Origin of the sequence: Bradyrhizobium sp. OAE829 (assembly GCF_040546575.1) — a bacterium.
Lineage (GTDB): Bacteria > Pseudomonadota > Alphaproteobacteria > Rhizobiales > Xanthobacteraceae > Bradyrhizobium.
Window position 1 is genome coordinate 314,143 of sequence record NZ_JBEPOE010000001.1, and the last position, 13,661, is coordinate 327,803.

Here is a 13,661-nt window from a genome sequence, read left to right on the forward strand (position 1 = left end):
TAAGCATGCAATAGGCGTTGCCGCCAAAGGCAAGGCTTGCAGTGCGGCGATCTCGCCAACGCGTCACGGACATTTGGTTCCTGGCGACCGGGAAGTTTGCGTGTCTTTCAAAAGCGGAAACCAGCCATGCGAACGGCTGCAGATTTCAATCTCTATTACGCCACCCCTGACCCCTGGCATATTTCCCACGCCCAATTCAGGGACAAGGTGTTGCGCCGATGCCTGAAGCCATTCATCCGCGACAAATCCGTTCTTGAGCTCGGCTGCGGCGAAGGCCACTTGACGCAAGCAATCTTTGACAAGGCACGATCGGTGGTTGGCATCGACATCAGCGATGTAGCAATCGCTCGCGCCAAATCGCTAAGCCTGCCAAACGCCAGATTTGAAAGCGCTGATTTCTTGCAAGCCTCCTTCGACGGGTACGACGTGATCGCAGCCCTCGAATGCGTCTACTATCTGTCCCTGCCGGAGCGGGAAGCGTTCCTGGAGAAGGTCGCTAGAGAGCACTCTGGCAAGATACTTTTGCTTTCGGGTCCAATCGTCGACTACCGAAGACACTTCGGTCACAAGCGATTGATGCACGAGTTCAGGACTTTGGGGTTCGCTCCCCTTAAATTTCATAACCTGTCCGTCTACTGGCATCCGCCTTCATCTCGAATTATCGCCAGCCTGATCAAGCTCCCACTTGGACACATCGTGCTCGATTGGATGCCGGAGTCGATGATCTATCAGAGGCTATACGCACTTCGAGCACCGAAGCAGCGCTGACTGGGTTATCCGATAACCCGACAACGCGATTTTCGTGTGGCCTCTGCCGGACCTCGTCGACGCGGCCGACTGCCGTGTCCAAGTGGGTTCATTAGCGCATGTAATCGCTTCCCTTCGCCATGAGGTGGCAAGATGAACGAGCTATCGCTAGTTAATGACAGCCTTCTGAAGCAGCGCCTCACGGAGCTGGACTCAATAGCGAGCTGGACGCCGCATATCCTTTCGGACCTTGAGCGATTTGTGCGCACCGCCGGCGACTATGATCTCTTTCGCGTCAATCCTATCAAATACGCGACAGCAAACGGCCTAAGTGAGTCCGAAGGAATCGAGCTGTTTGTGCACGCCGCAAAAGTCGGCCTGTTCGAGATGCAGTGGCTGCTCACCTGCGCCTATTGCCCGCAGGTTGCAGGCAGTTTTCGGGAGCTAGACCAGGTCCACCCACGCTTCCAGTGCGAGTTCTGCAATGCGCTCAACGATGTGGCGCTCGACGACTACATCCAGGTCACCTTTACGATCTCGAATGCCGTCCGCGATATCGTATTTCGTCATCCTGAGATGCTGTCCGTGGAGGACTACTACCTGCGTTATAACTTTTCCAAGGACTTCAAGCCTCCGCACGGAATGACGCACGAGCAACTCGTCGCAGCACTGTCACGGGGATTTGCCGATATCGAGGCCAATCAGCAGAGCAGGTTCGAATTTGACGTAACCGCCGGCCGTTTCGAGGTGCTCGATCTCAGCCACAAGCTGCTTCTGGTTTTCTTTGCGAACGGTGAGCCGGCGGAACCCCAGGGAACGCTGGTCCGGCTCGAATCGGGTCGGTTCATAGTTCCCGATCGGCCGACTGGACCGAGAGAAATGGATCTTGGCGACGGGCGCTTTGCGTTTCGACAGACGGCCGATCTTAGCCCCGGCAAGCACACCATTCAGATCGAGAACCGCACCAGCGATCGCGGACGCTTCTGGTTCCTCCAATACCCTTACCAGTTCGAGCCCCATCTGGTCGAGTATGAGCCGTTTCTTTCCGGCAAGCGGCTGCTGCTCACCCCGTGCTTCGGCGAACTCTACAAGACACAGTTGGTGGATGAGCGGGAGAGCCTGGCAGTCTCCGACATCACCTATCTGTTCACCGATCTAAAGGATTCCACCCCGTTGTATGAAAGCGTTGGCGACGTGAATGCCTATTTTCTGGTGCGTCAGCACTTCGACATCCTGAACAAGATCATTCGGGAGCGATCTGGCACCATGGTCAAGACGATCGGCGATGCAGTCATGGCTGGCTTCGAGCGTCCGCAGGACGCCGTTCTTGCCTCCATCGAGATGATCGAAGAACTGTCACGGTTCAACCAAACCGCTTCACGACCACTCGGCCTCAAGGTCGGTGTGCACAGAGGCAGAGCCATCGCCGTAAGGCTCAACGACCGGATGGACTACTTCGGGCAGGACGTGAACATCGCCGCCCGCGTGCAAGGTCTCGCCCGCGTCAACGAAATTTGCCTGACGGAATCGGTGATGGAGGCGCCCGGAGTCAGTGACGTCGTCAAGGGCCGACCGGCGTCGCGCGACTACGAGAACTTGAAGGGCATCGGCCAGAAGATGGAAATTTATCGGATTGAAATCTCTCCGGAGTAGAAATGAACGACCGCTGCCGCTTCGCGGCAGGCCCACATGCTGCCAGACCGACATACCGCTTGTCGGCATCAGGCTGGCGCGCCCGACACAATTAACGAGCGCCCAGCACTCTGACTTCCGTCAAGCTCGCCTCAAACCGAAATTGGCTCCACTGAGATGAGACCGCGCGCTGACAGGACGCTAGAGCGTTTTCCAGCGAAGTGGACACCGGTTCGCGTCAAGAAAACGCGTCAAATCAAGAATCTAGAGCCCCGTTCCGATTCCATCGGAACGGAAAAGGCGCTAGCCGCCATTCCCGTTTTCGCCATTCTCGCCGTCGTCGCCGATATGCTCGACGGAGACGACATGCTCGTCCTCGGCGGTGTCGAACACGATCACGCCTTGCGTCGAACGGCCCGCGATGCGGATGCCCTCGACCGGACAGCGGATCAACTGGCCCTTGTCGGTCACCAGCATGATCTGATCGCTGTCCTCGACCGGGAACGAGGCCACCAGCTTGCCGTTGCGGTTGTTGACCGACATCGCGACGATGCCTTTGCCGCCACGCCCCGTGGTCCGGTATTCGTAGGACGAGGTGCGCTTGCCGAAGCCGTTGACGGACACGGTCAGCACCACCTGCTCCTGCGCCGACATTTCGGCATAGCGCTCCTGGGAGAGCTGGAGCGTACCTGAGGTCTCCTCGGCCTCGACATCGGCGGGCTCCTCAGTGCCGGTTTCGCCGGCCACCGCGCGGCGCATCTTCTGGTACGCCGACCGTTCGTCCGAGGTGGTCTCGACATGGCGCAGGATCGACAGCGAGATCAGCTTGTCGTTCTCGGCAAGCGCAATGCCGCGCACGCCCATCGAGGTGCGGCCGGTAAAGACGCGCACATCGGTGACGGGGAAGCGGATGCACTGGCCGCCGGCGGCGGTCAGCAGCACGTCGTCGCGCTCGGTGCAGATCTGCACGTCGACGATCGCCTCGCCCTCGTCGAGCTTCATGGCGATGATGCCGGAACGGCGGACATCGACGAAGTCGGACAGCTTGTTGCGGCGGACGTTGCCGCCTGTCGTGGCGAACATCACGTCGAGATTGCCCCAGGAGGATTCATCCTCCGGCAGCGGCATGATGGTGGTGATGCGCTCACCCTGCTCCAGCGGCAGGATGTTGATCAGCGCCTTGCCGCGCGCGTTCGGGGCCGCCATCGGCAGCCGCCAGACCTTTTCCTTGTAGACCTGGCCGCGCGAGGAGAAGAACAGCACCGGCGTATGCGTCGAGGCCACGAACAGTCTGGAGACAAAATCCTCGTCGCGGGTCTGCATGCCCGCGCGGCCCTTGCCGCCGCGGCGCTGGGCCCGGTAGGCCGAAAGCGGCACGCGCTTGACGTAGCCGGCATGCGAGACCGTGACCACCATGTCTTCGCGCTGGATCAGGTCTTCGTCCTCGACCTCGTCTTCCTGCTCCATGATGACGGTCTTGCGCGGGGTGGCGAAATCGTCCTTCACCTCGGCGAGCTCGGCCTTGACGATGGCCTGCACCCGCGCACGCGAGCGCAGAATCTCGAGATAGTCGGCGATCTCCACCGCGAGCTTGTCCAGTTCCTCGGAAATCTCCTCGCGGCCCAGCGCAGTCAGGCGCTGCAGGCGGAGGTCGAGAATGGCCTTGGCCTGCTCGAATGACAGCCGCGCGGTACCATCGGCGGCCATCCGGTGCCGGGGATCGTCGATCAGCGTGATCATCGCCTCGACATCCCGCGCCGGCCAGTCCCGCGCCATCAGGCTGTCGCGGGCGGTGGTGGGATCTGGCGAGGCGCGGATCACGCGAATGATCTCGTCGATATTGGCGACGGCAATGGCCAGACCGACCAGGATGTGGGCGCGGTCGCGGGCCTTGTTGAGCAGGAACTTGGTCCGGCGCGTGATGACCTGCTCGCGGAATGCGATGAACAGCGTCAGCAAGTCCTTCAGGTTCATGGTCTGCGGGCGGCCGGAATCCAGCGCCAGCATGTTGGCCGGGAAATTCGATTGCAGCGGCGTGAAACGATAGAGCTGGTTCAGAACGACATCCGGCACCGCTTCGCGTTTCAGCTCCACGACGACACGGAGGCCCTCGCGGGACGATTCATCGCGCAGGTCCGAGACGCCCTCGATCTTCTTCTCGCGCACCAGTTCGGCGATGCGCTCCACCATGGTGGCCTTGTTCACCTGGTAGGGAATTTCGGTGATGATGATCGCTTCGCGGTCCTTGCGGATGGTGTCGATCGCGACCTTGCCGCGCATCACGATCGAGCCGCGGCCGAGGTGATAGGCCGAACGGATGCCCTGGCGGCCGAGGATGATGCCGCCGGTCGGAAAATCGGGACCGGGTACGATGTTGATGAGGTCGTCGATCCCGAGCGCGGGGTTGTCGATCAGCGCCGTGCAGGCGTCGATGACTTCGCCGAGATTGTGCGGGGGGATGTTGGTCGCCATGCCGACGGCAATGCCGCCGGCGCCGTTGACCAGCAGGTTCGGGAACTTGGCCGGCAGAACCGACGGCTCTTTCTCCGAATTGTCGTAGTTGGCCTGGAAGTCGACGGTGTCCTTGTCGATGTCGCCGAGCACGGCGAGCGCCGATTTCGTCAGGCGCGCTTCGGTATACCGGTAGGCTGCCGGGGGATCGCCGTCGACCGAGCCGAAGTTCCCCTGCCCGTCGATCAGCGGCACGCGCATGGAGAATTCCTGCGCCATCCGGACCATGGCGTCGTAAATCGACTGGTCGCCGTGCGGATGATATTTACCGATCACGTCACCGACGACGCGCGCGGATTTGACGTATTTCTTGTCCGGCGTGTGCCCCTGTTCGTACATCGAGTACAGAATGCGGCGGTGCACCGGCTTGAGGCCGTCGCGGGCATCCGGCAGCGCACGCGCCACGATCACGCTCATGGCGTAATCGAGGTAGGAGCGCTTCATCTCGTCCAGAATGGAAACGGGACGAATATCGGAAGGCGCCGGCGGCTCGCCGGGCTTGTTCTCATCGTTGTCAGACAAAGGGGGGATCCGGTCAGTTCTAAGCTGGGAATCATATAGCGTATCGGGGGGCTTTTAACCACCCCAAGGCGCTCCCGGCCAGCTGTTTTTCCCTTCGTTTTTTCATGGACTTACAGGACCTACGGCGCCTTTCTGGCAAGCCAGCGCGCCAGCCATTTCCGGGGCACTGATACGGCCGTCTCCGGGATGAAAGTTTGCTCGTCGAAACCGGCGTTCTCAGCTTCGCCTATTGCCCGAAAACCACCGCGTGCATGATCCGCCCGGGAACGAAGGTGAACAGCCCCGCGACAACCAGCGCGCCGGCAAAGATCGAGATCATCGTGATCTTGTGGCCGCGGACCTTGTGCCGGCGCGCGTACAACACGCCAAGCACCAGCATGATCGGCGTGAAGATCGACAGCAGATGGATCGGGCTCCAGGGACCCAGCAGCCTGATCTCGTGGATCCAGAACGAGGAGATCGCGACCACGGCCATCAGGCCAACCCAGATCCAGCCCAGCGTCCGGTGCGGCAGCGTTCCCTTCGGGGCAGCAAACTGGACGACGCCCAGCGCGAACGCCGCCATGGCCGCAAAGGCGTGAAGCGGGATCGCAGGGGCGGCCTCCAGCAGTGGCGCGAGGCTCATGACGGACGCTCCCCCAAGGTTCCTTCCGGCGACGGCCCCGCTCGATCTGCGAACGCTAAAGCGTGATGGCATTAAGTTCGATAGCCTGAATTTTTGAGGTAGTTGGCACATTCCTCTGAGGTGAAGGCATCGAGTGCGTAGCCGATTGCGGCGCAGACCGCGTCGACGGTTCGCGCGGCAGCTTTGCGGACCAGATGCTTGAGCTTGGCAAAGACCTGCTCGATCGGGTTCAGGTCAGGCGAGTATTTTGGCAGGAAGAAGAGTTTGGCGCCGACCGAACGGATGAGCTGGCGAACTGCTTTGCTCTTGTGGCTGCCGAGGTTATCCAAAACGACGATATCGCCGGGTCGAAGGATGGGCAGAAGAACCTTCTCGACATAGGTGCGAAAGCTCACGCCATCGATCGGCCCCTCGATAAACCATGGCGCATCGATCCGGTCATGGCGCAGGGCCGCCAGGAAGGTCATGGTCTTCCAGCGGCCGTGGGGAACCTTGGCGTGAAGCCTGCGCCCGCGCGGCGCCCATCCCCGCAAGGGAGCCATATCGGTCCGCGTCCAGGTCTCGTCGATGAAGACCAGTCGCTCAGCTTCGACGCGACCTTGATACTTTGTCCATTGGAGGCGCCGCCGCGCCACGTCGGGTCGATCGCGTTCGTCAGCCGCCACGCTTTTTTTTGAAGCTGAGCTTCTCGGCATGCACGAAGTCCCACACCGAGTGGTAGTCGACCTTCAGGCCGCGTCCGGCAAGCTCGGCAACGAGCCCTCGTATGGTGAAATCGCCGTCTTTGATCCGTTGCGACAGCCAAACCGCATGGTCTCCCGAAACTGCCTTCGGCTTATGACCACCCATCTGGCCCGGAGCAACGCTGCCAGTATCCTCGACCCGCTGCATCCAACCGATCGCTGTGCTGATCGCGACCCCAAACTGCTTGGCTGCCTGATTGCGGGACATCCCGCCCTCGATCGCGGACACGACACGCTTGCGAAGATCCAGAGAATAAGGCTTGCCCATCCATGCTGGCCTCCGTCCAGCCATCATGGTGAATCAGAAACCCACTGATTTGGGAATCCCAAATCGATTCAACCTAACCCCATCCCGCTTTAGATGGAAAACGTTAAACCAATATCCTAATGTAAATATCATTTACATAGAAGCGAGTCAAAGTGCTGCGGCGCACAACGACACTTCAGCTGAATCAGACTGTTGGGTCAGGCTCTCAAGAATAAACACCAGCCAACCGAGCTTGCCCGAGCCGCCTATTTTTTGGCGGCTCACAAGCTCCGGTCAGGCCTGAACGGTTCCCGATCAGAACGGGATATCGTCGTCCATGTCGTTGTTGCGGCCGGCACCGGCGGCTACCGCGCGGCGCGGCGCGGATGTGGCCTGGCCACCGCCAAAATCGCCGCTGGAATCATCCGACCCAAAACTGCCGCCCCCGCCGCCGGAGCGGCCGTCGAGCATCGTCAGGGTCGAATTGAAGCCCTGCAGCACCACTTCGGTCGAGTATTTCTCCACCCCGCTCTGGTCGGTCCATTTGCGGGTCTGCAGCGCGCCCTCGATGTAAACCTTGGCGCCCTTCTTCAGGTACTGCTCGGCGACCTTGCAGAGCCCTTCATTGAAGATCACGACGCGGTGCCACTCGGTCTTTTCCTTGCGCTCGCCGGTGCCCTTGTCGCGCCAGGTTTCCGAGGTCGCGATGCTCAGATTGGCGATCGGCCGCCCGTCCTGTGTCCGCCGGATTTCCGGATCCTTGCCGAGGTTTCCGACCAGGATCACCTTGTTCACGCTTCCCGCCATCGTCGCTCTCCACTCAAAATCGGTACCAAAAAACTGCTGCGCGACCGCTGCAATCGGCCGGCACGGGCCGCCCGATTGGCCGCCTCATCCGCATCAGGGACATTTGAGACGACCCTATACGCCCGATGGCCGCCCCGACTTAGCGATCCCTCGGCAATCCAGCGGTTATCCACATATAGCATTGCCCGCGGCATTGTTCCAGTTTTGTTCTACGCAACCTCAGGTCATCCATGCCCTGCCGGTATTTCGGTATCTGCTCCGTGCCAGGGGTCGCGCCCAGCCGGAGCTGCGCGACGGATATTCTAAACAAATCATTACCTTGAAGGGTCCGCACTTGGCCCGCGAGTGTTGCATTTCGGAGACGGCATTTCCGGTTGAATTGGCGTATGGATTTATCCAACGGCGCGGCGCTCGCGTCTTGGACGAAAACGCTTCGGGACCAACGGGAAGCGGACAAAGGACTGGGGACTGTTTGAAATGAAGAAGTTTTTGCTGGGTACGGTTGCTCTCGTTGCCTTCGCGGCTCCCGCCGCGGCTGCTGATCTCGCTGCGCGTCCTTACACCAAGGCGCCCCCGATGATCGCGGCCATCTACGACTGGAGCGGCTTCTACGTCGGCGCCAACGGTGGTTGGGGTTCGAGCCGCAAGTGCTGGGACGCCTTGAATGGCGCGGGCGTGTTCGTTGCCAGCGAAGGTTGCCACGATGCGAGCGGCGGCACCGCCGGTGGCCAGATCGGTTATCGCTGGCAGGCCGGCACGTGGGTGTTCGGCGTCGAAGGACAGGGCAACTGGGCCGACTTCAGCGGCAGCAGCGTGAGCCTTGGACCCGTGGGCTTTGGCGCGGGAACGACCATTCGCTCGAAGGTCGACGCGTTCGGCCTGCTCACCGGTCAGGTCGGTTACGCCGCCAACAACGTCCTGTTTTACGTCAAGGGCGGTGCAGCTGTGACCGCCGATCGCTATCGCGTCAATGCCACGGTCGGCAACGCTCTGATCGCTTCGTCCAACGATGACAACCGCTGGGGTGGCGTGGTCGGTGTCGGCCTCGAATACGGCTTCGCCCCGAACTGGTCGGCCGCCGTCGAATACGATCATCTGTTCATGGGGAACCGAACCTCCACCTTCACGAATGTGGCTGGCGGCACCTTCGGCGAACGCATCAGTCAGGACGTCGATCTCGTCACCGTGCGCGTCAACTATCGCTGGGGTGGCCCGGTGATCGCGAAGTACTGAGCTTCGCTACACCAACCGATTTGATGAAAAGGCCGGCCTAGTGCCGGCCTTTTTGTTTTATGTGCGTTGCGGTTCCGCTGCCATCTGCTGCCATTGCGATTTCGTGGCAACTCCTTGCAAAACAAACCGTTGATGGCTCGCTGCGAGCACTGGAAATCCCGCGCCGTTCTTCCTACGTTCCAGCTTTCTGCCATCGGCGCCCGGCTTAGGTTTACCCTAGGCCATGCGCGCCCAACGTGGCGCGCCTCCACGCGCCTGGAAATGCCGATATGGATGAAGTGCTGAGGGCGAAGCGCCAAACCAACGCCGGCTCGGGAACGCGCGCGATTACGATCCGCGGCGCGCGCGAGCACAATCTGAAAAACATCGACGTCGAGATTCCCCGCGACAAGCTCGCGGTGTTCACCGGCCTGTCCGGCTCCGGCAAATCCTCGCTCGCCTTCGACACCATCTACGCCGAGGGCCAGCGCCGCTACGTCGAGTCGCTCTCGGCCTATGCGCGCCAGTTCCTCGAGATGATGCAGAAGCCGGACGTCGACCAGATCGACGGCCTGTCGCCGGCGATCTCGATCGAGCAGAAGACGACGTCGAAGAACCCGCGCTCGACCGTCGGCACCGTCACCGAGATCTACGACTACATGCGCCTGCTATGGGCGCGCGTCGGCGTGCCCTACTCGCCCGCCACGGGCCTGCCGATCGAAAGCCAGCTGGTGTCGCAGATGGTCGACCGCGTGCTGGCGCTGCCGGAAGGCACCAGGCTCTATCTGCTGGCGCCGGTCGCGCGCGGCCGCAAGGGCGAGTACAAGAAGGAGCTCGCCGAATACCTCAAGAAGGGCTTTCAGCGCGTCAAGATCGACGGCAGCTTCTATGAGCTCGCCGAGGCGCCTGTTCTCGACAAGAAATTCCCGCACGACATCGACGTCGTCGTCGACCGCATCGTGGTCCGATCAGACATCGGCCAGCGCCTCGCCGAAAGTTTTGAGACCGCCTTAAAACTCGCCGAAGGGCTCGCGGTGATCGAATACGCCGACGCGCCCGCGGGCGCCGCCGAGGAAAAGAAGTCCGACAAGAAGACCGCAAAGATCCACGACAAGAGCGGCCCGGAACGGATTCTGTTTTCGGAGAAGTTCGCCTGCCCGGTATCCGGCTTCACCATTCCCGAGATCGAGCCCCGGCTGTTCTCGTTCAACAACCCCTATGGCGCCTGCCCGGCCTGCGGCGGCCTCGGCGTCGAGCAGCACATCGACGAGGACCTCGTCATCCCCGACAAGGAGCTGACCTTGCGGAAGGGCGCGATCGCGCCGTGGTCCAAATCGTCCTCGCCCTATTACATCCAGACGCTGACCGCGCTTGGCAAGTTCTACAAGTTCACGCTCGACACCAAGTGGAAGGACCTGCCGAAGAAGACGCAGGCCGCGATCCTGCACGGCTCCGGCGACGACGAGATCAAGTTCTCCTATGAGGACGGGGTGCGCTCCTACGACACCAAGAAACCGTTCGAGGGCGTCATCACCAACCTCAACCGCCGTTTTCGCGAGACGGAAAGCGAATGGGCGCGCGAGGAGCTGGCAAAGTATTTCTCCGACATCCCCTGCGAGGGCTGCCACGGCTACCGGCTGAAGCCGGAGGCGCTGTGCGTCAAGATCGGCGGCAAGCATATCGGCGAGATCAGCGAACTCTCGGTGCGCCGCGCCGGCGAATGGTTCGAGAGCGTGCCGAAGGCGCTCAACGCCCAACAGAACGAGATCGCCATCCGCGTGCTGAAGGAGATCCGCGAGCGGCTGTCGTTCCTGCTCGACGTCGGCCTCAATTATCTGACGCTGTCGCGTTCGTCCGGCACGCTCAGCGGCGGCGAAAGCCAGCGCATCCGCCTCGCCTCCCAGATCGGCTCGGGGCTAACAGGCGTGCTCTATGTGCTGGATGAACCTTCAATCGGCCTGCACCAGCGCGACAATGCGCGGCTGCTGGAGACGCTGAAGCGGCTGCGCGACCTCGGCAATACCGTGATCGTGGTCGAGCATGACGAGGACGCCATTCGGCTGGCCGATTTCGTGCTCGACATCGGCCCCGGCGCCGGCATGCATGGCGGCCATATCGTCGCGCAAGGCACGCCCGCCGAGGTCATGGCCAATCCGAAGTCGCTGACCGGCAAGTACCTCACTGGCGAATTGTCGGTGGCGATCCCCGAGCGCAAGCCGCCGAACCATCGCCGCACCATCAAGGTGATCAACGCCCGCGGCAACAACCTGAAAAACGTCTCGGCGGAAATTCCGCTCGGCTTGTTCACGGCCGTCACTGGCGTGTCCGGCGGCGGCAAGTCGACTCTGCTGATCGACACGCTCTACAAGGCGATCGCGCGAAAGCTCAACAACGCCAGCGAGGGCGCCGCGCCCCACGACCGCATCGAGGGGTTGGAGCATATCGACAAGATCATCGACATCGACCAGTCGCCGATCGGCCGCACCCCGCGTTCCAACCCCGCGACCTATACCGGCGCCTTCACGCCGATCCGCGAATGGTTCGCCGGCCTGCCGGAAGCCAAGGCGCGCGGCTATGAGCCCGGGCGCTTCTCCTTCAACGTCAAGGGCGGCCGCTGCGAGGCCTGCCAGGGCGACGGCGTCATCAAGATCGAGATGCACTTCCTGCCTGACGTCTACGTCACCTGCGACGCCTGCAAGGGCAAGCGCTACAACCGCGAGACGCTGGAAGTCCTGTTCAAGGGCAAGAGCATCGCCGACGTGCTCGACATGACGGTGGAGGAAGCCGCCGAGTTCTTCAAGGCCGTCCCGCGCGTCCGCGAAACCTTCAAGACGCTGCACCGCGTCGGCCTCGACTACATCCATGTCGGCCAGCAGGCCACGACGCTGTCCGGCGGCGAAGCCCAGCGCGTCAAGCTGGCAAAAGAACTGTCAAAGCGCGCGACGGGACGCACGCTCTACATCCTGGACGAACCCACCACCGGGCTTCACTTCCACGACGTCGCCAAACTCCTGGAAGTGCTGCACGAGCTGGTCTCGCAGGGCAACACGGTGGTCGTGATCGAGCACAACCTCGAAGTCATCAAGACCGCCGACTGGGTCATCGACCTCGGCCCCGAAGGCGGCGACGGCGGCGGCGAAATCGTCGCCTGGGGCCCGCCGGAGGACATCGTGAAAGCGCCGCGGAGCTACACGGGCAAGTTCCTGGAGCCGGTGCTGAAGCGGGCGGCGGGGAAGCCGCGGAAGAGTACGGGAGCGAGCGAGGCGGCGGAATGACGCAGCTTAAGCGTAGGCAACTTCGCCGCTAAGTATGACACTTTAGGTTGCTATTATCGACCTTGCATCTTAGTTTGTGGACTTCATGGAGGACACCCGATGCGCTGGCTCGTCTTGTTGCTGGCCTTGTTGATTTTGATACCGGATGTCGCATCCGCTGGACCGAACGGGTCTACTCCTGCTCAGGAACCATGCTGCGGCGATGGAAAATAATCACAATGGGTCAAGCGACAACACAGCCTCGGCTTTCGCTTGAGACCCTTTTGGCATTTGGCTTCGGCGTCGTCTTTTGCGGCATTCTCGCATATGCAGGACTTCGCATTGAACCTATTACTGATCCCGGGCAGTTCTTTTTTCTGCGTGTCCTAGCTGCAATTAGCGCCGCAGGTGTTGCCGCAGTTATCCCGGGAATGTTGAACATTGAAATCGGACAAGGCAAGCTATTCGCACTGAGAGGAGCTGGCGCACTCGGCGTATTCGCCGTCGTCTTTCTCGTGAACCCTCCTGAGTTGCTGCGTAAAGCCGACGAGTCAAAACGCGCGATAATGTCGGGCAATTACAGCCAAGGACTATATGAAGACGCCGACCGAGCGGCAGATGAAATACTTAAGAATGAACCGGAGGACGGACAGGCTCTCAACATCAAGGGAGGCATTGCATTCTATCGCGGCCAGTTTCCATCGGCTGTGCAATATTTTAGAAGAGCACGCACGGCTTCCCCTAAGAACGCTACGTTCGCGAGCAATTACGCAAATGCTCTGATAGAGACGAAAGCATACAATGCTGCACTCGACGTCTTTAAATCAATAGACGACTCCCGAAGCGATCGCACATACGGCATAGGAAGAGCTTACTTCTATGCAGGAAACTATTCTGATGCAGAAAAATCGCTTGCTCAGATTTCATCAGATTACTGGCACGGATCTGCTCGAATAATTGAGGCGGCGGCAATAATTGCACTCGCTAACGAGGAGAAGGCCCCCGAAGCCAAATCAAAATTGGTCACTCTCGCGAAAACAAAATTCAACGAGGGATATTCCGTCGACAGACAATATTGGGATGGCATTTTCTCTGGAAATAGCAAAGACAAGCACCAAGGCTATAGCCTTGTTTTAGAACTGTTAGCGCCTCTTCGCCAAGAAATTGCATCGAAGTAGAACGCGAAACTCGTAGCGCGGAATAGCGTAGCGTATTCCGCCTCTTTCGTTCCTCTGTACCCCACGCCACGTCCGCCGGCCTCACACGCTTTGCAATCTCCCCGCCCTTCTCCGGCTCAACGAGCGCGGATCTAGTATTGGCTTTGCAAGACGCAACCAGAACTGTGCGCCATTGCCAATTAG

General features: G+C 60.6%; 9 protein-coding genes. 5 read left to right on the forward strand and 4 right to left on the reverse strand.

Annotated elements, in window-relative coordinates:
• Positions 1 to 126 precede the first annotated feature (126 nt).
• Both ABIE49_RS01330 and ABIE49_RS01335 read left to right on the forward strand, forming a co-directional pair.
• Entirely contained in the window at positions 127 to 768 is a 642-nt protein-coding gene (locus ABIE49_RS01330; RefSeq protein ID WP_192736103.1) for a class I SAM-dependent methyltransferase, read from the forward strand.
• A gap of 132 nt (positions 769 to 900) precedes the next feature.
• The gene (locus tag ABIE49_RS01335) at positions 901 to 2,400 is read left to right on the forward strand and encodes an adenylate/guanylate cyclase domain-containing protein (protein ID WP_192736104.1); all 1,500 of its coding nucleotides are present in this window, start codon (positions 901 to 903) and stop codon (positions 2,398 to 2,400) included.
• 282 nt (positions 2,401 to 2,682) lie between these two features.
• Here ABIE49_RS01335 and gyrA read toward each other — a convergent pair whose 3' ends face one another.
• The 4 genes from gyrA to ABIE49_RS01355 form a co-directional block, all read right to left on the reverse strand.
• Positions 2,683 to 5,412, reverse strand: coding sequence for a DNA gyrase subunit A (gyrA, locus tag ABIE49_RS01340; protein WP_192736105.1), 2,730 nt, complete (start codon positions 5,410 to 5,412; stop codon positions 2,683 to 2,685).
• A 226-nt stretch (positions 5,413 to 5,638) separates the two neighbouring features.
• The gene (locus ABIE49_RS01345) at positions 5,639 to 6,037 is read right to left on the reverse strand and encodes a DUF2306 domain-containing protein (protein ID WP_192736106.1); all 399 of its coding nucleotides are present in this window, start codon (positions 6,035 to 6,037) and stop codon (positions 5,639 to 5,641) included.
• Between the two features lie 71 nt (positions 6,038 to 6,108).
• A protein-coding gene (locus ABIE49_RS01350) for an IS630 family transposase (RefSeq protein WP_502915856.1) occupies positions 6,109 to 7,048 on the reverse strand; the annotation gives its coding sequence in 2 pieces (ribosomal slippage) (positions 6,109 to 6,711 and positions 6,713 to 7,048; 939 coding nt in all).
• A gap of 294 nt (positions 7,049 to 7,342) precedes the next feature.
• A complete protein-coding gene (locus ABIE49_RS01355; protein WP_192739871.1) occupies positions 7,343 to 7,834 on the reverse strand; it encodes a single-stranded DNA-binding protein in 492 nt (163 codons plus the stop codon).
• Positions 7,835 to 8,311: 477 nt separating this feature from the next.
• Between ABIE49_RS01355 and ABIE49_RS01360 the strand changes: the two genes are divergently transcribed.
• From ABIE49_RS01360 to ABIE49_RS01370, 3 genes are all read left to right on the forward strand, one after another.
• The gene (locus tag ABIE49_RS01360; RefSeq protein ID WP_192739870.1) at positions 8,312 to 9,067 is read left to right on the forward strand and encodes an outer membrane protein; all 756 of its coding nucleotides are present in this window, start codon (positions 8,312 to 8,314) and stop codon (positions 9,065 to 9,067) included.
• A gap of 269 nt (positions 9,068 to 9,336) precedes the next feature.
• The gene (gene uvrA / locus ABIE49_RS01365) at positions 9,337 to 12,321 is read left to right on the forward strand and encodes an excinuclease ABC subunit UvrA (protein WP_192739869.1); all 2,985 of its coding nucleotides are present in this window, start codon (positions 9,337 to 9,339) and stop codon (positions 12,319 to 12,321) included.
• Positions 12,322 to 12,539: 218 nt separating this feature from the next.
• On the forward strand, positions 12,540 to 13,478 hold the full coding sequence (locus tag ABIE49_RS01370; protein ID WP_192739868.1) for a tetratricopeptide repeat protein: 939 nt from the start codon (positions 12,540 to 12,542) through the stop codon (positions 13,476 to 13,478).
• The last annotated feature ends 183 nt before the right edge of the window (positions 13,479 to 13,661 follow it).